Source organism: Geobacter sp. DSM 9736 (assembly GCF_900187405.1).
Lineage (GTDB): Bacteria > Desulfobacterota > Desulfuromonadia > Geobacterales > Geobacteraceae > DSM-9736.
The window spans coordinates 3259341-3282579 of record NZ_LT896716.1; the positions used below are offsets into that span (position 1 = coordinate 3259341).

The 23239-nt window shown below is 57.3% G+C and carries 15 protein-coding genes and 2 pseudogenes; 9 read left to right on the forward strand and 8 right to left on the reverse strand.

The window, feature by feature from the left end:
* The first annotated feature begins 52 nt into the window (after nt 1-52).
* The 6 genes and pseudogenes from CFB04_RS18350 (at nt 53) to CFB04_RS14705 (ending at nt 6372) form a co-directional block, all read left to right on the forward strand.
* Nucleotides 53-619 (forward strand): annotated as a pseudogene (locus tag CFB04_RS18350) (DUF507 family protein).
* On the forward strand, nt 613-1170 hold the full coding sequence (locus CFB04_RS14685) for a hypothetical protein (protein WP_088536082.1): 558 nt from the start codon (nt 613-615) through the stop codon (nt 1168-1170). Before CFB04_RS18350 ends, CFB04_RS14685 begins: the two are co-directional and overlap by 7 nt.
* A gap of 170 nt (nt 1171-1340) precedes the next feature.
* Nucleotides 1341-1631, forward strand: a complete 291-nt coding sequence (gene groES, locus CFB04_RS14690; protein ID WP_088536083.1) for a co-chaperone GroES — start codon at nt 1341-1343, stop codon at nt 1629-1631.
* A 53-nt stretch (nt 1632-1684) separates the two neighbouring features.
* A complete protein-coding gene (gene groL / locus CFB04_RS14695) occupies nt 1685-3328 on the forward strand; it encodes a chaperonin GroEL (RefSeq protein ID WP_088536084.1) in 1644 nt (547 codons plus the stop codon).
* A 348-nt stretch (nt 3329-3676) separates the two neighbouring features.
* Complete coding sequence (locus CFB04_RS14700; protein WP_088536085.1) at nt 3677-5665, forward strand: DUF4118 domain-containing protein; 1989 nt, start codon at nt 3677-3679, stop codon at nt 5663-5665.
* Between the two features lie 14 nt (nt 5666-5679).
* A complete protein-coding gene (locus CFB04_RS14705; protein ID WP_088536086.1) occupies nt 5680-6372 on the forward strand; it encodes a response regulator in 693 nt (230 codons plus the stop codon).
* Nucleotides 6373-6374: 2 nt separating this feature from the next.
* Here CFB04_RS14705 and CFB04_RS14710 read toward each other — a convergent pair whose 3' ends face one another.
* On the reverse strand, nt 6375-6620 hold the full coding sequence (locus CFB04_RS14710; RefSeq protein WP_088536087.1) for a hypothetical protein: 246 nt from the start codon (nt 6618-6620) through the stop codon (nt 6375-6377).
* Between the two features lie 272 nt (nt 6621-6892).
* Here CFB04_RS14710 and CFB04_RS14715 point away from each other — a divergent pair, with 272 nt between their 5' ends.
* Complete coding sequence (locus tag CFB04_RS14715; RefSeq protein WP_088536088.1) at nt 6893-8716, forward strand: KUP/HAK/KT family potassium transporter; 1824 nt, start codon at nt 6893-6895, stop codon at nt 8714-8716.
* A gap of 211 nt (nt 8717-8927) precedes the next feature.
* Here CFB04_RS14715 and CFB04_RS14720 read toward each other — a convergent pair whose 3' ends face one another.
* Nucleotides 8928-10745, reverse strand: a complete 1818-nt coding sequence (locus CFB04_RS14720; protein ID WP_088536089.1) for a KUP/HAK/KT family potassium transporter — start codon at nt 10743-10745, stop codon at nt 8928-8930.
* A gap of 212 nt (nt 10746-10957) precedes the next feature.
* Between CFB04_RS14720 and ileS the strand changes: the two genes are divergently transcribed.
* Both ileS and lspA read left to right on the forward strand, forming a co-directional pair.
* Entirely contained in the window at nt 10958-13729 is a 2772-nt protein-coding gene (ileS, locus tag CFB04_RS14725; RefSeq protein WP_088536090.1) for an isoleucine--tRNA ligase, read from the forward strand.
* 35 nt (nt 13730-13764) lie between these two features.
* Entirely contained in the window at nt 13765-14253 is a 489-nt protein-coding gene (gene lspA / locus CFB04_RS14730; protein ID WP_088536091.1) for a signal peptidase II, read from the forward strand.
* Between the two features lie 10 nt (nt 14254-14263).
* Here the strand turns inward: lspA and CFB04_RS14735 are convergent, their stop codons facing one another.
* The 6 genes and pseudogenes from CFB04_RS14735 to CFB04_RS14765 form a co-directional block, all read right to left on the reverse strand.
* The gene (locus CFB04_RS14735) at nt 14264-15094 is read right to left on the reverse strand and encodes a metallophosphoesterase (RefSeq protein WP_157698808.1); all 831 of its coding nucleotides are present in this window, start codon (nt 15092-15094) and stop codon (nt 14264-14266) included.
* Nucleotides 15095-15191: 97 nt separating this feature from the next.
* Complete coding sequence (locus CFB04_RS14740) at nt 15192-16196, reverse strand: glycosyltransferase (protein WP_088536093.1); 1005 nt, start codon at nt 16194-16196, stop codon at nt 15192-15194.
* Between the two features lie 17 nt (nt 16197-16213).
* Nucleotides 16214-16378 (reverse strand): annotated as a pseudogene (locus CFB04_RS18465) (thioesterase family protein); the annotation flags it as partial.
* Nucleotides 16379-16417: 39 nt separating this feature from the next.
* Nucleotides 16418-19897: a hypothetical protein gene (locus tag CFB04_RS14750; protein ID WP_157698809.1), complete on the reverse strand. Its 3480-nt coding sequence runs from the start codon at nt 19895-19897 to the stop codon at nt 16418-16420.
* 230 nt (nt 19898-20127) lie between these two features.
* Nucleotides 20128-20409 carry an HU family DNA-binding protein gene (locus tag CFB04_RS14760; RefSeq protein WP_088536096.1) on the reverse strand — a complete coding sequence of 94 codons (282 nt, stop codon included), beginning with the start codon at nt 20407-20409 and terminating at the stop codon, nt 20128-20130.
* Nucleotides 20410-20638: 229 nt separating this feature from the next.
* Nucleotides 20639-23095: a penicillin-binding protein 1A gene (locus tag CFB04_RS14765; RefSeq protein ID WP_088536097.1), complete on the reverse strand. Its 2457-nt coding sequence runs from the start codon at nt 23093-23095 to the stop codon at nt 20639-20641.
* Between the last annotated feature and the right edge of the window lie 144 nt (nt 23096-23239).

Consider the following 23239-nt stretch of genomic DNA (forward strand, 5'->3'; position numbering starts at 1 on the left):
GTACAATGGCCGTCCACCGAGCTTTATAGAATCTCGTTCCACGGGAGAGGCCATGCGGCTGAAGGAAGATCAGATCAACCGTCTTGCGGAGAAGGTCCTTGCGGATCTCACGTCGGCAAAACTCATCAGCCTGAAGAAGGAACGTGGTGCCGTTCTCGCAGGGATCCGCGAGGCGATCGCCGCCGACATCAAAGGAGAGGAGGCCCTTGAAAAAGATGCGGAACTCCTTCTCGAACAGACGCTCCGGTCGATGGGGGGCGCTGCCGGTATAGACCGGCACAAGATGCTGAAGATGATCAAGGAGAAACTTGCGAAAGACAGAAAGATAGTACTTTAGGAGTATCCTATGCGCGTTTCTGAAGATCGAATCTCACACATAGCCCATAAGATAATCGACCGGCTCTGGCGGGACGACCTGGCTGACTTCTCCGATGAACCTCGGGCATTGCAATCGGTAAAAAATTCCGTCTCCGGCTACTTCACCGTTGCCGAGGAGGTGGACGATGCGGTGAGAAAGAAGCTTTCCTCCTATTCCCAGGCGAAGGTCCCCGGGAGCAGAGAGTGGGAGATTCTCTACCAGAAGTTTTACCAGGAAGAGATGGCAAAGAGGAAATGGTGAAATTCGGCGTCCTTGTTACATCAATGCGCCGAATGCTGGTGGCGTTTCCGATTCTGCTGCTGATTGCCGGTTGTGCACCCTCCGCCCGTGTCTCGTCCCCCCCGGGGTTCGTGCTGCCCGAGCAGGAGGTGATGTTCGTTGCTCCCTTCATCTCCACACTTGTTCCCGAAGCGGTTTCGGGGCCGGTCTTCGATGATTTCGTCGACATCCTCAACGCACGACAGAGCGTCCCGGGCGTGAAGTTCTTCTCTATAATCAAGGACGACCTTTCGGAATTAGATTCCGAGTGGCTTGCCAAGAATGCATACATAACAGGGGAGCTCTGGAGCTACATAGAAAACTCCGGCTGCTGTTCGACAGAGCTCCGCATCAAGGCCCGCATCAGTGTTCACAGGCCGGGAGAGAATGAAACGCTCGACATTTTCGTGCCCCTCGAAGGCTTCTTCGAGCACGACCGTTCCACCATCGAGGTGGAGCGAGCGCGCTTGGCCCGACGGCTTGCAAGCGAGCTTGCCAACCGGCTGATTTCCTCCCTTGCTTCTCCCATCTGACACTCCTTTTTTCTTCCCCTTCAAGAATCCTGAAATTTTTTTCCATAACATGACTTGATTTTTGACGGTCATGTGCTTATATTAACCCCATGATTAGCACTCAGCAGAAGTGAGTGCTATTATTTTTTTGAATTGAAAACCGTTATTACTCAACGAAAGGAGAAGCAGGTATGAAGCTGAGACCGATGCAGGACCGGATCATCGTGAAGAGGGTTGAGGAAGAAGCCAAGACCGCAGGCGGAATTTTCATCCCGGAGACCGCGAAGGAGAAGCCCCAGCAGGGCGAAGTAGTGGCGGTCGGCAAGGGTAAGGTCACCGAAGACGGAAAAGTCCTCCCTCTCGATGTCAAGGTCGGCGACAAGGTGCTCTTCGGCAAGTATGCCGGCACTGAGATCAAGCTCGAAGGGGAAGAGTTCCTTATCATGCGCGAAGACGACATCCTCGGCGTCGTGGAGAAGTAAGAGCCGCCCGTTTCAGCCAATCCCAACCCAATAATCCAAGGAGGATATAGATCATGGCAGCAAAGCTTATCAAGTTCGACCAGGAAGGGCGCAACGCCATCCTTAAAGGGGTAAACACCCTGGCCGACGCCGTAAAGGTAACCCTCGGACCGAAGGGGCGCAACGTCGTCATCGAGAAGTCGTTCGGCGCACCCCTCATCACCAAGGACGGCGTCACCGTCGCAAAGGAAATCGAGCTCGACGACAAGTTCGAGAACATGGGCGCACAACTCGTGAAGGAAGTAGCTTCCAAGACCTCCGACGTTGCCGGTGACGGCACCACGACCGCCACCGTTCTCGCCCAGGCCATCTACCGCCAGGGCTCCAAGCTCGTCGCCGCCGGTCACAACCCGATGGAAATCAAGCGCGGTATCGACCAGGCCGTCGAAACCCTCGTAGGCGAGCTGAAAAATATCTCCAAGCCGATCAAGGATCACAAGGAGATCGCACAGGTCGGCACCATCTCCGCCAACAACGACAAGACCATCGGCGACATCATCGCCGAGGCGATGGAGAAGGTCGGCAAGGAAGGGGTCATCACCGTCGAGGAAGCAAAGTCGATGGATACGTCCCTCGAAACCGTGGAGGGGATGCAGTTCGACCGCGGCTACCTTTCCCCCTACTTCGTCACCGATCCGGAGCGGATGGAGGCCAACCTCGAGAACGTCAACATCCTCATCCACGACAAGAAGATCAGCAACATGAAGGACCTCCTCCCGGTCCTGGAGCAGACCGCCAAGAGTGGCCGTCCGCTCCTCATCATTGCCGAGGACATCGAGGGTGAGGCCCTTGCCACTCTCGTCGTCAACAAGCTCCGCGGCGTCCTCAACGTTGCCGCAGTGAAGGCTCCGGGCTTCGGTGACCGCCGCAAGGCAATGCTTGAAGACATCGCCATCCTTACCGGCGGGACCGTCATCTCCGAGGAGCTCGGCTTCAAACTCGAGCAGACCACCTTCGACCAGCTCGGCAATGCCAAGCGGGTAACCATCGACAAGGACAACACCACCATCATCGACGGCGCCGGCAAGGAAGCCGACATTCAGGGCCGCGTAAAGCAGATCCGCGCCCAGATCGAGGAAACCTCCAGCGACTACGACCGTGAGAAGCTCCAGGAGCGGCTCGCCAAGCTTGTCGGCGGTGTGGCCGTGATCAAGGTCGGTGCTGCCACCGAGACCGAGATGAAGGAGAAGAAGGCCCGGGTCGAGGACGCTCTCCACGCAACCCGCGCTGCAGTCGACGAGGGGATCGTCCCCGGCGGCGGCGTAGCATACCTGCGTGCCCTGAAGGTTCTCGACGGGCTCAAGCTTTCCGAGGAGCAGCAGTTCGGCGTCGACCTCATCAAGCGCTCCATCGAGGAGCCGATCCGCCAGATCGCCCAGAATGCCGGGGTTGACGGCTCCATCGTCGTCGACAAGGTAAAGAACGGCACCGACGCCTTCGGCTACAACGCAGCCGAGGACCAGTACGAGGACATGATCGCTGCCGGTATCATCGACCCGACCAAGGTATCCCGTTACGCACTCCAGAACGCCGCATCCATCGCCGGTCTCATGCTGACTACCGAGGCGATGATCGCTGACAAGCCGAAAGACGAGTCTGCGATGCCGGCGATGCCTGGCGGAATGGGTGGGATGGGCGGCATGGGCGGCATGATGTAGTCCAGCCGGCCGAGCCTTTTCCGCCCTGCGTTCGTCAGCCTTCGCGAGTGCTTGTGCGACGTGGCGCTGCCACGCCTCCGCGCACCTCGCTCGGCTTCCTGCCCAGGACGAAAAAATCTCGACCGGAGCCGCAGCAACAAAAAAAGGGAGTGGACATCGAGTCCACTCCCTTTTTCTTTTACAGTGGTCATTTCTTGATACCTTCTTGAGCAGATTCTCCTGAATCTTGAGCCCGTTTTTATGCGAGGTACGCTAAACTGAGGGTTCGCACGACCCGTGTGTTGCAAGGCGTCGGAACACACATGACAATGTGCTTGAATTGAGCCGTTAACTGGATAAACTGGCGAAATGAACTGCACCGAAGGAAACAGTCCCTGTCTTGAAGCTTTACCCCAGAAGGAGTCGCGGTCGATCCCCGGCCTCTGCCCGGAGGTGGAGCGGCTCATGGTCTGCATCAGCGGCAGCCCGTTCAGCGAGAGGCTGATCAGGATAACGCACCGCCTCGCGGTCGAAATGAAGGTGCCGTGGACGACGATGTATGTGGAAACGCCGAGTGGAGGAAGGCACCAGCAGGAAAACCGGGAGCGCGTCTGGAAAGAGCTTCGGCTCGCCGAGAGTCTCGGAGCCGACGTTGCCACGGTCACAGCCAGTTCAGTGGCTGACGCCGCGATCGGCTATGCAAAAAGACACAGCGTTACGAAGATCGTCGTCGGCAAGCCGAGAAAGCCCCGGTGGCGGGAGTTCCTGCGCCAGCCACTGGTGGATCAGCTGATACGCTTGAGCGGAGTCATCGATGTGTATGTCGTCAGCATCGAGCCCGTGGAGAAACGCCTGGCCGCCCGGGCCGCCGCCGCGCGCCGGCAACCTGTTGTCAACGGGATCGGGTACCTCAAAAGCCTCCTTCTCGTGGCAGCGTCGACGGCAGCCGGTGAAGTTTTCCACCGCTTCATCGAACCCACAAATCTTGTGATGCTGTACCTCCTCGCCGTCGTTCTAGCGGCAGTGCGGCTAGGGCTGAAACCCGCAATGGCGACAGCATTCCTGAGCATTCTCGCCTTCGACTTTTTCTTCGTCCCACCGCGATTCACCTTTGCAGTCTCCGACAAGGACTACCTCATCACATTCGCTTCACTGCTGTCGGTAGGAGTCGTAATAAGCAGGCTCGTCACCAAGGTGAAGGAGCAGGCCGTGGCGGTCAGGGAGAGGGAAGTTCAGACAGCCAGCCTCTACCACCTCAGCCGCGATCTTGCCGCCGCCGCCAACGTGGAGGCGGTTGTGGCGGCGGTCATCAGAAACATTGCTGAATCCCTGGAGGCAAAAACGGCTATCCTGCTTCCGGACGGAGAGCGCTTGAGGGTAGTGGGAGGGAGCCCGGGATTCGAACTCGACGACAGAGAGATCGCCGTGGCGGACCGGGCATTCAGGAACGGCGAGCCGACGGGGTGCGGCACGGAGACGCTCAATTTGTCGGAGGCACTTTACCTCGTACTCCAGACTCCGGGGAGGAGGCTCGGAGTGATGGGGGTAAAGCTTGCTGCTGCTACCGACTACGCGGCTCCTCAGATCCGGCGTCTTCTCGAAGCATTTGCGACCCAGACGGCAATGGCTCTCGAACGGGTGGAGCTGTCTCACCAGGCGGAGCAGGCGCAGGTGCTCGAAGCAAGGGAAAAACTTGAACGCGCGCTGCTCAACTCCGTATCCCACGACCTGAGAACCCCTCTCGTATCGATAACCGGTGCGTTGACCACCCTTAAGGAGGAGGTGTCCCTGCCAAACCAAGCAGCGCGGGGAGATCTGCTCGATGCAGCACTGGAAGAGGCGGAAAGGCTCAACCGCTTCGTCGGGAACCTCCTCGACATGACACGACTGGAGGCGGGAGAGCTCAAATTGAAGGAAGAACTGGTCGATGTAGAGGACCTCGTCGGCTGCGCCCTTGCGCCTCTCGGCAGCAGACTCGAAGGGAGAAAGGTTGAGATCATGCTCTCTTCGGGGCTCCCCCTGGTGAAGATGGATATGGCGTTCATGACCCAGGTCCTCGTCAACCTGCTCGATAATGCGGTAAAGTACTCTCCTATGGGTACACCTCTCCAGATATCCGCCGGCGTTGAGGCGCAGGCTCTCGTCCTTGCCGTTGCCGACCGCGGTCCAGGAGTCCCGGAGGCTGATCTGGACCGGATATTCGGAAAGTTCTACAGAGTCCCGGTTCCCGAAGGAAAGGGGGGAACAGGCCTCGGGCTTTCCATCTGCAAGGGGATCGTTGAAGCTCACGGTGGGACGATCAAGGCAGAGAATCGCGATGGAGGAGGATTGCTGGTCGTGGTGAAATTGCCGCTCTAGTTGAGGAGAAACAAATGTCGAGTGAATCTGTCGCACGAATCCTGGTGGTCGATGACGAGGTAGCTATCCAACGCTTCCTGCGTGCCGCTCTGGATACCGGCGAGTACCTGTTGCATCAGGCGCAGGACGGGCACACTGCCCTTGCTGCAGCAACTGCAACGCGACCGGATGTAATTCTGCTCGATCTGGGTCTGCCCGACATGGATGGGGTCGAGGTGATAAGGAGAATACGGGAATGGTCGCAGGTGCCGATCATCGTGTTGTCGGTGAGGGAGCGGGAGGATGACAAGGTGAAGGCGCTCGATGCCGGGGCGGATGACTATCTCACCAAACCTTTCGGCATTGCGGAGCTGACAGCAAGGATACGAGTGGCATTGCGGCGATCACAGCAGCAGGCGCCGGAGCCCGTTCACCGGATCGATGAGCTGGAGGTGGATCTCTCCCGCCGGATCGTCCGGGTGCGGGGGGAGGAAATTCAGGTGACCCCCACCGAGTGGGACATCCTGCGGCTTCTCGTTGTTCATGCCGGAAAGGTCCTTACCCACGGCCAGATTCTCAGGCAGATATGGGGCGTGGCGTATCTGGAGCAGCCGCACGTACTGCGCGTCAACATCAGCAACCTGCGCCACAAGATCGAGAAGGACCCTTCCCGCCCCCGTTACATCGTAACGGAGCCGGGGGTGGGATACCGGCTGAAGGCCGAGTAGCGTCATTCCCTACCTTCAGGAATGATCTCGTCAACGGACATCAAGGCTGGCAAAGCCCCCTGTGGAATTACCCTCCAGCGCTCCTCACCCTCGTCGTAGACCGCTATCTCGCCCCTTCGAAGAGAGGGTGGCGCAACCGTCGTCGCGTCGGGAGGCACTAAATCCGCTCCTCGGTACGTCGCTGCCTCGTCCGCAAAATCTTCTCCGAGATATACCCCGCTTTCCGGGTTGAACAGGTAGATTTTCATACAGCTCGCATCCTCTCTTGAACTCAAATCAACTGTACGCGGATTTGCATAAAGGGAGGGTCAATATCCAGGAGAAAAGCATCAAAAAAGCATAAATAGATCTATTTTCAGCAAAGGTCTCATTTTTTGATAACTTCTTGATACAGAGCCCGCGATCTTGACTCTTTCTTGATGTGCATGAGGGTATCATGCATGAAGATGGTAACAGCGAAAGCCGCCGGTCAAACTTCGGCGGCTTTTCGGCATCTTGGCTGGGGAGGAAAAGTAGCGGCATGAAACCGGCATCAACTGAGCCGTTCTGGAAGGGGATAGTGAAGTCTCTCGGGCTGGTGTTCGGCGATATCGGCACCAGCCCGATTTATACGCTCACCGTCATTTTTGCGCTGACGAAACCTACACCGGACAACGTGATGGGGATTCTCTCTCTCGTTTTCTGGACGATGACCATCCTCGTCACCGCCGAGTACGCATGGCTCGCCATGAGCCTCGGGAGAAAGGGGGAGGGGGGCACTATAGTCCTGAGGGAGATCCTCGTCCGGCTCCTGAAGCCGGGAAGGAAGATGGCGTTCGTCACCTTCCTCTCCTACGTCGGGGTCTCGTTGCTTCTGGGGGACGGAGTGATAACCCCTGCCATAAGCATACTTTCTGCCGTGGAAGGGATGATCCTCATTCCCGGACTGGAGTCGCTCCACCAGGGCGCCCTCATCCTGATCGCGGCAGTCATTGCGGTGCTCCTTTTCATATTCCAGCATCGGGGAACTGACCGGATGGCGGGTGCATTCGGACCGATTATGGTCCTCTGGTTCCTCTCGCTGGCCGTATCGGGGGTGGTTTCCGTCGTAACTCACGATCCGGGAGTCGTCAAGGCGGTCAGTCCCCTGTACGCGCTGAGGTTCATGATGGAGAACGGCTTCTCTTCCTTTTTCGTTCTCTCCGAAGTGATCCTCTGTGCTACCGGCGGGGAGGCTCTGTATGCCGATATGGGGCACCTCGGGCGAAAACCAATTATTCGGGCATGGTCGTTCGTTTTCTTTGCGCTCGTCATCAATTACCTCGGCCAGGGTGCTTACGTTGTCAGCCACGGCGGAGGGAAGAACCTCCTGTTCGGGATGGTCCAGGAGATGGCGCCGTCCCTCTACATCCCCTTTCTCATCCTTACGATAGTCGCCACCGTCATAGCCTCCCAAGCCATGATCAGCGGCGTGTTCTCCGTTGTTTATCAGGGGATAACGACGAGAATGATGCCTCTCCTGAAGGTGGACTACACCTCGAGCCACCTCAAATCGCAGATCTACATCGGATCGGTGAACTGGATGCTTCTCGTGGCGGTCATCTGCATCATGCTCATCTTCAGGAGGTCGGAGAACCTGGCGGCAGCCTACGGGCTGGCGGTAACGGGAACCATGACGCTTACCGGGATCATGATCACGATGATTTACCGCCGCACCACCCGGAAGTGGAAGGTCCCGTTTGCGGTGCTCGTGACGGCGGTGGACATCGTGTTTCTCGCGGCATGCCTTAACAAGATCCCCCATGGCGGCTACTGGTCGATCATCCTCGCCGCGATCCCTTTCGCCGTGATCCTGATATGGACCCGAGGGCAGCGGGCGCTTTACCGGGCACTGCGGCCGCTCGATCTCGACACCTTCCTCGTCTCGTACGGCCAGATTTACCACAAGAGCAGCAACATTCCCGGCACCGCCCTCTTCTTCACGAGGGAGAAGGAGGTAGTCCCCCCATACGTCGTTCACAACATCATATCGAGCAACATTATCTACCAGCGCAATATTTTCGTTTCCATCGTGCGCACCGACGAGCCGTTCGGCGTGAAGTACAAGCTTACGGAACAGCTCGGGCCGGGGCTTGACGCCCTGGAGGTCCTGGCGGGGTACAAGGAAATCATCGACCTGGAGAAGCTGCTGAAGAAGAGCGGCATTCAGGAAAAGGTGATTTTCTACGGGATCGAGGACATCGTGACCAACAACGTCGTCTGGCGGCTTTTCAGCTTCATCAAGAGGCAGACGCCGAATTTCGTCAAGTTCTACAAGCTCCCTCCGAGCAAGCTCCACGGGGTGGTGACGAGGGTCGAGATGTAAATCTCGTGGCGGAATTGATGAAGGCGAAGCATAAGAGAGAAGACTGTTCGAGTCCGCTCCCATTTTTTTTTACGATTCGAGCAACTCGGCTGAGAGATTTACGTCAGATCGTCGCACCCGCAGGAGGCGCCGCGGAGGCGTGGCAGCGCCACGCCGCACCAGGCTGCTGACGAGGACGGCGTCGAGATGGCGTGAAGATCGCAGCCGCCCCTCACATTTCTACGCGGGTGACTACTCCCTGAATCTTACTGGCCGGCAGCTTGTTGAACTGGACGAAATTGGGGGTGAGCTTCTTGATGAGGGAAAAGACCCTCCACACCGGGTTCACCGTCGAGATGTCCTCGATGCCGTAGAAGATGACCTTTTCGTGGATCCCGTTATTCTTCAGCAGCTTCTCGATATCCACCACTTCCATGTACCCCGCCCTGATCTCGAACGCATCGAGCCCCGGACCGATACCGGACCTGAGGTGGGTCTTGACGCCGAAGGGATCGTCGGTGCGGATGAGGGAGATGAAGACGTTCCGCTCATAGATGATGTTGCTTCTGATAATGCAGTGGATGACGTAGGGGGGGACAATGTTCCACTCTCTCGTGAAGAAGAGACCCGTTCCAGGGATGTTCTTATCTTTGGCGAAAATCTGTTCGTAGCTCACGAGGAACGTATCGATATCTAGAGGGCGAAGAGCCCGGTAGAGTGCGCGTTGCCCTTTGGTCCAGATCATGATGGTTATGAACGGGATCGCCGCGAGGATGATCGACCAGTAGGCGCCGTGGGGAATCTTGGAGAAGGTGGAGAGGAGGTAGAGAAGATCGATCACGGCGATGACTGCAACGATCGGGACCTTCCACTTCTTGGTCGTGTGGGAGAAGACGATGATCATCATGATCGCCGTAATGGTCATCGACCCGGTAACCGCCATACCGTACGCTGCCGCGAGGTTCCCGGACTTGCGGAAGATGAGCATGACGAGGATCACCGCACACATGAGGAACCAGTTGACGGCGCCGATGTAGATCTGGGACTGGAGATGTGCAGATGTATAATCGACCCGCATGAGGGGCATCAGGCGTGTGGTGATTCCCTGATAGACGATGGAGAAGACGCCGCTGATGATGGCCTGCGACGCGATAATCGTCGCGCATATCGTCAGGAAGAGGAAGGGGACGTAGAATAGTGGCGCCTGCCCCTGGATCATCCCGAAAAGAAGGTTTTTTGTTTCCGGGTGCTGGAGCAGGTACGCCCCCTGCCCGAGGTAGTTGATGATGAGCGCCGTAAATACGAAGTACCATGCGCGGATTATTGGGCGCTTACCCAGGTGTCCCATGTCGGCGTATAGTGCTTCACCGCCGGTGGAGCAGAGGATGACCTCCGATAGTACGAAAAATCCGGAAAGCCCGTTGGCCTCGAAGAAGCGGACAGCGTAGAGCGGGTTTATGGCGGTGACTATGGAGGGCATTTCGGAAATCGAAGCCAGGCCCGAGACAAGAAGGGCTCCGAAATAGATCACCATAACCGGGCCGAAGATCCCGGCTACCTTGTCGGTCCCGTGGGACTGGAAGAAGAAGAGAGTGATGGCAATGAGGGCTGCTATCAGTACCAGGATGTGGTGAGAGATGTGCTCAAGCCCGGGAACCAGCAGCAGACCTTCCACAGCGGAAAGAATACTGATGGCGGGAGTAATGACGCCGTCTCCCAGCAGGAGCGACACCCCGAGAAACGAGAGGAATCCGGCGAAGGCGAGAAGACGCCCCTGCTTGAGGAGCTTGATGAGGATCTCCCGCAGGACGATCTCCCCCCCCTGTCCCTTCCTGCCTAAGCTCATGGCGAGCCAGGCATATTCTCCGGTGACGAGGATGGTCATGGTCCAGAAGACCAGGGAGAGGATGCCGTAGACATTCTCGGGAGTGGGTTTCGTAAGGGTGAATATAACGGTGAGGGTATAGATGGGACTCGTGCCGATGTCACCGAATACCAGCCCCAGCGCCTTTACGATCCCTCCCCAGAAACTGTCCGTTTGTTTTTTCATTCTGCTCCTGTCCAAACGCGCATTACAACAGGCACTGTCCGGCTGGTTGTCCCACCTGCGTCGCTTTCTGAAGGCCAGCGAGACCTTATATCATCAAGCCCCTGTAATTACAATTCAATTTCCCCTTTAGCCTTGACTTTTCAATGGGTTCCCTGTAGCTTTAAGCGCTTCTCGGTCAGAGAAACGGTAAAGATTCCCCGGAGGCTTCCTAGATGGATTACAAAGATACGCTCAATCTGCCGGTGACCGGCTTTCCAATGAAGGCGAACCTGACGCAGAAGGAGCTGGAAATACTGGACGAGTGGGAGAAGTCCGGGCTCTACGCTAAAATAGCCGAGTCGGGCAAAGAAAAGCCGCTGTACGTCCTTCACGACGGTCCGCCATACGCCAATGGCCATATTCACATCGGCCACGCTCTAAACAAGATTTTGAAGGACATTATCCTCAAAAGCAAACGGATGGCCGGTTTCCGTGCTCCCTACACGCCAGGTTGGGACTGTCACGGGCTCCCGATAGAGCTGCAGGTGGAGAAGAACCTGGGGTCGAAGAAACATGAAGTGACCAAGCTGCAGATGCGCAAGCAGTGCCGGGAGTATGCCGCCAAGTTCGTCGAGATCCAGAAGAAGGAATTCGAGCGGCTGGGTGTCCTCGGGGATTGGAAAGAACCATATCTCACCATGAATTATGTATATGAGGGCATTACCGCCCGCGAGCTTGCGCGATTCGCGGAAAACGGTTCCCTCTACCGGGGAAAGAAGCCGGTCCACTGGTGTTCCTCCTGTGTTACAGCCCTTGCCGAGGCGGAAGTAGAGTACGCCGATCATAAATCTCCGTCGGTTTATGTGAAGTTCCCGCTCCAGGAAGATATTTCCGCCACCGTTCCGGCGCTGGCAGGGAAAAATGTTTCCCTCGTCATATGGACCACCACCCCCTGGACCCTTCCGGCTAACCTGGCTATCTCCCTGCACCCGGAATTCACCTATGTTGCGCTGGAGACGGGGGATGATGTCCTTGTAGTCGCAGAGGGGCTCAAGGAGCCGTTCGAGAAGGCTACGGGGGTGCAGGGCAAGGTCATAGCATCATTCACTGCAGATATCCTCGATCACAGGAAGTGCCGCCATCCCTTCTACGACCGCGACTCGGTGATCCTCCTTGGTGAGCACGTGACGCTTGAAGCCGGCACCGGCTGCGTCCACACTGCGCCAGGCCACGGCCAGGACGACTACGAGATCGGCCTTCGGGAAGGCCTGGATATTTACAATCCCGTCGATAACCGGGGGCGCTTCCTTCAGAACGTGGAGTTCTTCGGCGGCCAGTACGTTTTCGAGGCAAACGCACAGGTGATCGAGAAGCTGAAAGAGGTGGGGGCGCTGGTCGGAAGCGGCGAGATCAGCCATTCCTACCCCCACTGCTGGCGCTGCAAGAAGCCGATCATCTTCCGCGCCACCGAGCAGTGGTTTATCGGGATGGAGCAGAACGACCTTCGAAAGCGTGCGCTGGACGAGATCAACAAGGTCAGCTGGATTCCCCGCTGGGGGAAGGAGCGGATCTATGGGATGGTGGAAAACCGCCCTGACTGGTGCATCTCCCGCCAGCGGAGCTGGGGTGTCCCCATCACCGCCTTTTACTGCACCTCGTGCGGAGAGGTCCTTGCTGAAGGAAAGCTGATGCACCACGTGGCGGACCTGTTTGTTGAGCACGGCTCCGACATCTGGTACGACTGGGATGCATCCCGCCTGCTTCCGGAGGGTACGACCTGCGGGTGCGGCGCGACGTCTTTCGAGAAGGAGATGGATATCCTCGATGTCTGGTTCGACTCGGGGGTCTCCCACGCGGCTGTTCTTGAGCAGAATCCGGCGCTTTCGTCACCGGCCGACATGTATCTGGAGGGTAGCGACCAGCACCGCGGCTGGTTCCACTCCTCTCTCCTTGCCAGCGTGGGCACCCGTGGCAGAGCTCCCTACCGGGAGGTCCTCACTCACGGCTTCGTGGTCGACGGGCAGGGAAGGAAGATGAGCAAATCTGTGGGCAATGTCGTAGCCCCCGAGGAGGTGATCAAGAAGTATGGCGCCGAGATACTGCGCCTCTGGGTTGCGGCCCAGGATTACCGCGACGACATCCGGATCTCCCAGGAGATCCTCACCCGGCTTTCCGAGGCGTACCGCCGCATCCGCAACACCTGCCGCTACATCCTCGGCAATATCAGCGATTTCGACCCGGCAAACGACTCCGTTCCCGTGGAGAAGATGCCCGAGATCGACCGCTGGGCCCTCCACCAGTTGGAGCTCCTCAAGGAGAAGGTGTTCCGGGCCTACGACGAATACGAGTTCCACATCCTCTACCACGCGGTGAACGGCTTCTGCACCGTGGAGATGAGCGCTTTTTACCTCGACATCCTCAAGGACCGGGTCTACACGAGCCGTAAGGACTCCGTAGAGCGGAGAAGTGCGCAGACAGCCATGTACCTCATTCTCGAAACCATCGTGAAGGTAATGGCGCCGGTTCTGTCATTCACCGCCGATGAGGTCTGGAAGTACATGCCTAAGCGGAGAGAAGAGAGCGTGCACCTGAGCGAGTTCCCGCCGCTTCGGCCGGAGCACCGTGACGACTCCCTCGTTGAGCGCTGGGACCGCATCATGAAGGTCCGGGGAGAGGTTTCCAAGGCGCTGGAGCAAGCCCGGGTACAGAAGGTGATCGGCCATTCTCTGGACGCCGCGGTGTCCATCTCCGCACCTGCCGATCTGCTGGAGTTCCTTCAGGGATATGCAAAGGAGTTGAAGAGCATCTTCATCGTCTCGCGTGTGGATCTGGTGGAGACGTTGGGAGAGGCGGCGTACGAGGCGGAAGGGCTACCCGGATTAAGGATCCGTGTAACCGCCGCGCCCGGTGCAAAGTGCGAGCGCTGCTGGGGGTACGACGAGGAGATCGGCAGGGACAGCGAGCACGCTACCATCTGCCCCAAATGTCTGGCTGCGGTAAAATAAACTGAAGGGGGCGCAAGTCCCCGTCCCTGGTCGCTATGAAATCGAAATACATTATTCTATCTGCTATTTCCCTGCCGGTACTGATTCTTGATCAGATCACCAAGGTCTACATCGACCGGACCATGGACCTGCACACGTCGATCACGGTCATCGAAAACTTCTTCAACATCACCTACATGCGGAACAAGGGGGCTGCCTTCAGCTTTCTTGCAAACTTCAGCTACCGGCTCCCCTTCTTCATCCTCATCTCGCTGATCGCGGCAATCGTAATCATCGTCGTGATACGGCGGCTGCGTCCGGACCAGAAATTCGCTGCAGCTTCGCTCTCCCTCATATTCTCGGGAGCCATCGGAAACCTCATCGACCGGGTCAGGCTGGGGGAGGTGATAGATTTCCTCGACGTTCACTGGTACGGCCATCACTGGCCGGCCTTCAACGTTGCTGACTCCGCTATCTGCGTCGGCGTTTTTCTTCTTGCCATAGACATGTTCATCGAGGAACGCAGGCAAAAATCCCTCAAGTAAGACCCAGGCACTACAGCTGCTTCACCAGGTTCTTCAGCCCCTTCTTGAGCGGTTGGACCATTTCCGCCATGTGGTCCGTCCGGGCTTCGTCTCCCTCTGCTTGATTCAGAGTGACAAGAACCACTTCCGGTTTTGCATTGTACCTTACAGGGATCGAAGTCTCGCCCAGGCCGCTTGTAACGACCATATTGGTCGAGGAGCTTCTGTAGAGGCCGTAACTCCAACGGGGGAAAAATCCTTGACGGGGAACGTACGGTGCCCCGAGGAAAGGGAGCCGGATCTGACCTCCGTGGGTATGCCCGGCAAGGACAAGATCGACTTGATTACGCGCCGCATCCGGAAAAATGTATGGTACATGTGAAAGAAGTATGCGCACGTCATTTTCAGGAATTCCGGCGAGGGCATCCTCCAGCCGGCATTCTCCGCCTACCGGATCTTCTATGCCGGCCAGCCAGAGCTGCTCTCTTCCCCGCTGGATCCGGTTACCTTCGTTCCTCAGAACCATTGCCCCTGCCTTTTCAAATGAGCGGGTTATCTGTTCCTGCTTCCCCGAACCCCATTCATGGTTGCCGCTGACGAAGTAGATGGGGCGGTTTCTGAGCGCTTCTATGATTTCGAGCGTGGGTCGCAGCTGAACGTTGCCTGCAGTGACCATGTCACCTGTCAGCGCCACGACATCGAATGACAGGCCGGCGATGAGGTCCAGTAGCATGGCCTGCCCGTCGCCGAACTGCTTGCAGTGGAGGTCGCTCAGGTGGAGTATGGTGAAGCCGCGAAATTGAGGGCTCAGCCTGGGAACATGCACCCGATGACGGGTCAAGGTGAGGGTCGAACGGTCCAAAGGGAGACAGGCTGCGGTTGCGAGGCCCCCCAGCAGGAAGGCGCGGCGAGTAAGGGGGGCGATGACTGATTACCTCCTCGTATCGTTTATGAGGGCGCTACGTGACACAGACAAAATCATACCCTTCCCGCAGCCCTGCCGCAACCGCCCATGCCCTTATCCCGTCCCGCGCCCCACGGGTGCCTATCGTGACGAGCATTTTACCCGAATCAGCACGAATTTGGTCTGGCGGAATAACGGGAGAGCCATGGAGCACCCGGCCGATCTTGCGCGGGTCCACATCGACCCAGCACCGTACACCTATTCCCGCTGCAGCGAGGGCGGCTCTCCAGCGCCGGCCTTCCATTCCGGCGCCGGCCAGCACCACTTCATCCACCCCGGAGAGAAAACCTTTTTGCAGGTGATGGAGTTTGCACGCACGGAATGCCTCTGCCGAGTATTCAATCATTGTGCGGGTGGCGCGTTCATGCCGATCCCTCCAGAAAAAGAGAGTTTGGGGCAGGCGTTCGAAACGGGCACCCGCAGCGGCCAATCGCTGCCACAGATCGTAATCCTCCGCCCATCCCATATCACGGTATCCTCCAACCTGCAGTACCGCCTCTTTCCGGAACATCACGCTGGGGTGAACGAAGGGGGATTCTACGAACAGGTCGCGCAGCGCCTCTTCATGGTCCGACAGGGAGTTCTGCCACTTCTCGTAGGCAAGCATGCCTATCCGCAGGTTCTGCCGGGGGAAGTGGCGGAAATTGCATGCAACGAGAGCGACCTCCGGGTGCTGTTCCATGAATGCATGCTGCAGTTCGAGGCGGCGGGGGTGGGAGATGTCATCCCCATCCATGCGCGCTACTAGAGGGGCGGTGCAGAAGGCAAGACCGGCATTGAGTGCAGGAACAAGCCCACGCTCCGGTGCTGCCACGAGGCGCACCCGTGTGTCTTCTCGCGCAGCTGCATGGAGTATTTCCGCCGTCTCGTCGGTTGAGCCGTCGTCAACCGCGACGAGTTCCCAATCTCTGAATGTCTGACGAAAGATGGAGGACAGCGCCGGGGGCAGAAAGCGTGCTTCATTGCGGACCGGGAGAAGTATCGATATGCGGGCGTTCATGGTGCAGTGAGAGCCCCAACCCTCACCACCGGGAATATGTATCCCTCCTCGTGAAGGTCCTTCACCGATAGTTCCAGGTCGCGCAGAAACTCGGTCCTTCCCCGCTCGAAGTAGCCGAGGTAATTGGCGTGGTAGACTACCCCGCCGGCGTCGGTATCCTCGTAGTAAACCCGAAAATCCATATGCTCCTCCATCATTTCATCCCAGCTAAACTACCGGCATCACTCTTCCCACTTGAATTCGGTCTCCGCCGGTGCAGGTTCTGCTCCCCCCTTGACAGCCCGGCCGCGAGTGGCGGCTTCTCCGATGGCGTTAATCAGGTGATCGAGGGATATCCTGTTCTGAATGGGAGCCACCGACACGCTCAGGTCGCGAACACCGAAGATGTTAGTGTGGGAAATGTCGAGCAGGTCGAATGTCAGATACCCTTTGTCGAGGGACGCCCTTATGGCTCCTGTATCATAAGGGCGGTCATTCCTGAAAAAGATGCCGCGCAGCTTCTGGCCTGCCAGCTTCTGAAGAAACTCCTTGCTCACAAGCCTTTTCTCCTGCCGGGATTCCCTCGTCCACAGATCGACGAAGCCATGCATCTTTTCCATTCCCTTTCCCGAAGAGAAGAGCTGCATCATACCATCTACGCGTCCCGACAGGTACCCTCTGATGTTCGGGTAGGCGTTGCACAACTCCCGAAGGCTTACGTCATTGACCAGGAGGTCCAGGGAATAGGATGTGCCGGAGCCCGGGCTGATCCCAGCTCTGCCGAGTAGCTCTCCACCGGCAAAGGGGGCATGGAGAGATGCAACGCTTATAGTCCCGTCCCGCGCATCGAGGAGCATCGTCATGGGGCCGAAGTCCAGCGGTCCGAAACGAAGAGTTCCGATGTTCAACGTATTGAGCCTGGGTGGAGGGTGGCGCAGCCCTTCCAGGAGCAGGGTGTAGCTCTGTTTTCCATAGGTCAGAGGAGTTCGTCTTACCGTCGGGGATGACGGCGCGATCGAAAAGGGGACTGTCCCGTCGATGGCAGCAACGGCAAGTTTCTGTGAGGGCATCTCTATCCTGCCATCGGCGAAGGCCAGAGTGCCATCAAGGTTGACCTTCTTACCCTGAAGGCGGATAAAGGCATTGGCTGCGACCGTTCCTTTCACTGTCGCATCCTGAACCTTGCGGGGGAGCATATTGATAGCTGCATCGAAGATGGCATCAATGGGTGTGACGGGTACTGAGAAGGCGAAATTACCAGAAGGCGATGCTGATGAAATGCCGTCGACTGCGCCGGAGATGGTTGCAGCTACTCCATTCCCGGTGGCCACACTCCCCTTGGTTATGGTCACCTTCGACCCATCGAGTAAGGCTTCTGCCGTCAGGCCTATTCCGGAGGCCAGGGTGCGATTACCCATTCCGGTGATGGTGATGTCGGAACCGGCGATGGAGAGAAGGCAGGAAGGTCCGTGCCTTTTGTTGTAGCGACCATCGCATGAAAGATCCAACCTGCCCCCGGAGGGGTATGCACTGCCTGCGCGAGAGAAGAGAAGGGAAAGTCGTTGCAGCTCGACTCCTTTCATGTCAACTGCGTATGTGGCGTCCGCTGTGGCGTCGAAAGGATCGAATGTGAGACTGGCAGAGCTTTTGCCGCCGAGCAGGTCGCCGGTCAGGTCGGCTTTGCTCCTTTGCGGCGTGAAGGTGAATCGGCCGGCAAGGGAGGCTATTTCCGATTTGCGCATGAAGAGGTCGAGCCGGGTCAGTTCTGCGCTCCCCGTCAGCATGGGTTTCTCTGTAGCGAGCATTGCCGATATGCTTCCCGCTCCCTCCCGGAAGGAGTAACTGCCCTGCTCTCCCCTGACTCCGGAAAACATCAGCTGAAGTGGGAAATATCCCTCCTTGTTCCGCAGTGGCAGGGCACCGCCTGCTTCCAGGAACCGGAGGTTCAGGTCGTCATGCCTGAGCATCCCGTCCCTGAGGTGAAAGGTCCGGCCACTCACAGCGTAGCCGAAGGAAGCAGCAATCTTTTTACCGGCCAGAGCGGCTTCATCGAGCTTCAAATCACCGGAGGCCCGCACTCCTTCTTTGTCTGCTTCTATGAGGGCGTCTCCGGTTAGTGTGTGGACCTGGAATTTGTGCGTACCGGCGTAACCCTCAGCTTCACGCAGACTCAGGCGGATCTTTCCTGCGAAACTCCGGGAATCCCTTCCCGCTCCGTCTATTTCCGCCGTGACGGTTCCCGACGAGAATGAGGCGCCCTTATTTATGTAGCGATTGGCGAGCGTCAGGGGTGCGCCGGCGATATGGAGATTAGCTGCGAAGGGTGCAGGGTCAGCATGGTCATAAGTTAGCGATCCGGTTACGGATGCCGTGGAAACCTGAGCGGAAACCTCCGGCACCATGAGCCGAAGCAGGCGCAGCCGGTAGGAAATAAGCCCGGAAAATGCGGCACTTCTGATCCTGAGCAGGTCGTTGCCTTCCGGTTGATTGAGCCGTCCGCGAACCTCTATTCCGGCCAACGTTTTGGATGCTGTAACGTCTGCTGAGACTCCTGATATTATGGATGTTCCACTCCGGCTCGCGCCTGCTTCCCGCAGCGATACATTGCCGAGAGCGGCGGTTATTCTGTTTCCACTTCCGGCTAGATGAAGCGATGCGGGCAGTATCATCCCGGCAGGAGCAATGTCATTACGAAGAGTACCGGGGAGGTATTGCCGTATGGCTGTAATCGAGACTGGGGCCGTGGAGAGGTCGACCGTGAAGTCCCGTGATGTCCTGAGCCGCAGCACGTGGCCATTTCCGGTCATTTTGAACAGGTTGTTGATGCCGACCTGGAAACGCTCAATATCCAGCCTGTCGGAGCGGCTGTCGTAGCGGACAGTTGTGCCAAGCGCTCCACGGAGGGGCACAGTACTCTTGCCGATTTGCATCTTGATATGATCTGCTCGCAGCTCGGTTTCGGCCTGCAGCACCCCTCCTCGGAGCCTTCCTCTTACAAGGATATTGCCGATGCCGTGACTTAGGTTGAGAGTAGATGCAGGTATCCTTATCTCCCGCAGCGAGAGCGATCCTGCATCGAGTACCAGGTCTCCATGGGAATCCCGGCCCGGTCTATAGCTCCCTTCCAGGCGAAATTTACCTCCTGCGGCTTTTCCTGCGACTTTGAAAGTGGCGACGGTCGATCCGGCAGTGGATATGTCCCGTATTTGAGCTGAAACCTCCCGGACCCCATGCCCTTGGATCAGCAACGACATTTCCTTCACGTCTATGTACCGGATCGTCACGTCGGCACCGGCGGGGGCTGCCGTATCCCTTGCAGGGGGGAGGGATACATTCCATTCTCCCCGCGCGTTTCGCATTGGAATCACGTTCAGGCCCCTTACATCAATCTTCCTGATAGAACGCTTTCCGAGAAGCAGTGCTCCCCATTCAGGCCTGACTGACAGGACGCGCACCGACGCGGCACGGCCTTTGGGAAAGCCTGCAGGATTCCCTATGACGAGTCCGGCGATGCGTATGGTTGCACCCGAAAGCTGAATGCTTTGCACCCGCACCGGCTTCATGAGTAGGCGGGAGAGAAGACGTTCTGTAAAGTCTGCGGCCTGCGGAGATGCGAAGATGATGTCGATAAGGGCGTAGATGCCCGCGACGAACAGAAGCAGAATTCCGATGATCACGTACCGGCGCTGCAAGCGAGGTTTGTGGGGCGGGGTTGCTTCCATGGGACCTTGCCGATCGGAGAGAGTGCTGGAAGTATAGCATCCTTCCAGGACAGCTTACAATTATATCGCTGTGAGGCAGGAGGAGGGTCGGGAAGAGACTCCGGGGGGAGAACGAAAGAAAGGAGAAGACCGTACATGCGGCTTCTCCTTCTATTCCTGCAACACCTGGCGATCAGGCTTCGTGCAGGGGGGGCAGAATATAACTTAAATAATAAACAATGACAGCAGCATTACTTCTTCTTGGCGACGGCATCCTTGAGTGCTTTGCCCGGACGGAACTTGGGTACTTTGGCAGCGGAAATCTTGATCTCCTTGCCGGTCTGGGGGTTCCTGCCGGTGCGGGCTTTCCGGTTGGCGACTTCGAAGCTGCCGAAGCCGACCAGGGTTACCCGATCACCTTTCTTCAGGGCGCCGCTTACCGTTGAAATGAAAGCGCCTACGGCTTTCTCTGCTGCAGCTTTGGACAGGCTGGCAGACTTTGCAACGGCTTCAACAAGTTCTGCTTTCGTCATGGTTTACCCTCCTTTGGATTATGATAGCGCCATAATATAATCGGAAAATCAGAGTTTGCAAGGGATTATTTAACATCGAGCAATTTTTTTTAAGCTGGTAGCAGGTTGACGCTCCTTTTACTCCGCATTCTCGCTGCTGATAACCCGTTTCCAGGAGTGGCAGCCATCCCACCGCTGCATCTGTGGTACCAGAACCATACACCTATGTATACGCAAGTCAGCGGCTAGTTCAGGGGGAAGTGCTCACCGGTACCAGCCCCTTTGGCGGCTCCACGCCGTAACTTGTTGGCTCCGTTCCGGAAATGAAACATTCCGTTACGGCGCCGTCACTTCCCTCCTTCGCCAGAAAACCGGTCCTGCTGTCGATAAGGGCAAAGGTTACATTGGGCGGAACCGTGAAATCCTGAAGCGGGATACCCGACACCGCGCGCTGCATGAATTCCGTCCATATCGGTGCCGCGGCCTGGCCCCCGGAGCCACTGTAGCCGAGAGAGCGTTCCTGGTCATATCCGACCCATACACCTGCCACCAGTTGAGGGATATATCCTACGAACCATGCGTCTTTCATGTCGTTGGTGGTTCCGGTCTTTCCGGCAACGGGCCGGCCCAGCGCCCTCGCTCTTTGACCCGTCCCGCTTGTAACGACACTCTCCATCAGGTTCGTTATGATATAGGATGTTTCGGGCGAGATTGCCTGCAAGGGGGCCAGTCCCGTTGGAGAGGGGTTATCCGCGCTATCGCCGGTCTCACCCGCAGCAGATGTTGCAGCGGTAAACACCGGGACCTGGGGCGGGGACGTTTCTTCGAGCACGCGCCCTTCCTGATCGACTACTTTCGTGATGAGGTAAGGTGTGACACGGTAACCTCCGGAAGCAAAGGTAGCGTAGGCAGTGGTAAGCTCGATGGGTGTTATGCTGGAAGAGCCCAGAGCCAGGGTCAGATTGTTTGAGAGGGGTGAGGTGATTCCGACCTTCTTGGCAAAATCTATGGCATAGTTGACCCCGATGGTTTCGAGTATTTTGACGCTCACTACATTGATTGAGTTGGTGAGGGCTTCCCGCATGGTGACCGCCCCCCGGTAGATGTTGTCATAGTTTTTGGGTTTCCAGGCCTTTTCCTTGCCACTTTCGTACTCGACTGGTGCATCATCGAAAAGCGTTGCGGTGGTTATCCCTTTTTCAATGGCGGCTGCATAGATCAGCGGCTTGAATGCGGACCCGGGATTTCTGCGCGCCTGTACGGCACGGTTGAACTGGCTCTTCCTGAAGTCGTAGCCTCCAACCATCGCCTTCACGCTGCCGTTGCGGGGGTCGACGGCCACCAGGGCGGCCTGGGCCTCAGGCATCTGTTCCAGCGCGAAGCGGGCTCCAGTCTTGTTAGTGTCGGCGGTCAGCACCGAGACTTCCACCACGGAGCCGAGGGTAATCGGCTTTGTCTTACCTTCGGGGCGGGTAAAGGATTCGACCAACTGGACCTTCCCTGCCCATGTCATGTCCCTGCGGCTCAGGGTGCCGGTCCGCTCTCCGACTCTTACAGTGATGTCGCCGCGGGTGGGGTTAATGGCTGTAACAACTCCCTGGTAGGTGGCTCCCGTTTTCAGAGAAGCGCCTTCGATTCCGTCTTCCACCTGTTTGCAGAACGCCTCCACCTCGCTTTCCGCCAGGTACTTCAGCGGTCCCCGGTATCCCTGCCGTTTGTCGAGGGCCTTGAGGCCGTTGACGACTCCGTCGTAGGCCGCTTTCTGCATTTCGGCGTTCATGGTGGTGTAGATCTTCAGGCCTTCCTTGTAGAGGCGGTCTTCCCCGTACTTCTCTTCCAGCTGGATCCGTATCTGCTCGAGGAAATATGCCGATTGCTCGCCGTTCACCTTCTTCTTCGCATGAATTACGATAGGGGTGTTCCTGGCATGGAGGGCTTCTGCCGGGGTTATGTATCCCTGCTTCACCATCCGTTCCAGAACGTAAGCCTGCCGCTCCCGCGCTTTGTCCATGCGTTTGATGGGTGAATATGTGTTGGGCGCCTTGGGAAGCCCCGCCAGCATGGCCATTTCCGCAAGGGTCAGGTTCTCCACGTCCTTTCCGAAATAGGTTTCAGCGGCCAGTTGCACTCCGTAGGCGCCGGCCCCCATGTAGATCTGATTGAGGTATATGTAGAGGATTTCGTCCTTGCTGAGCTGCTTTTCCATCCTGGTTGCAAGGATGGCCTCCTTGATCTTGCGCGAGAAGCTTTTTTCGGGAGTCAGGAGCATCGACTTCGCCACCTGTTGTGTAATGGTGGAAGCTCCCTCCTTTTTGCGCATGGAGAGAACATTTTTGATTGCTGCCCGAACTATCCCGAAGTAATCGATACCCTTGTGCTGGAAGAAATTGGCGTCCTCTGCCGCGACGAATGCCTGGATCAGCTTCCGGGGGAGCTTGTCTACCGGAACCACAGTTCGACGCTCAAGATAAAACTCACCGACCAGGCTTCCATCGTCGCCAAACACCTGGGACACGATGGGGGGCTTGTAGTCGGCTAGCCGGTCAACCTTCGGAAGTGTCGCCAGGAGATAAGAGAAATAGCCGGCAAAGGCGAGAATGCCGACTGCCGCAAGTGAGGCTATGATGATGACGATTTTCTTCGCCCAGCCCCCTTTTTGTCTTCGCTGCGTTCGCTGGTTATGCTGTTTGCCCTGGTAGAGTTGCATCTTTATGAAATCTCCGTTGTCTTGGCACGTTGCGAGGGCCTCATTATCTTCTCAACGCCGGTCCAATTCAAGCAGATAATCCTTTGCCTGAAGGAGCTGCATTTTCTCTCAAGAGGGGTTTTGAAAGTCCGATGGGTTAAAAGA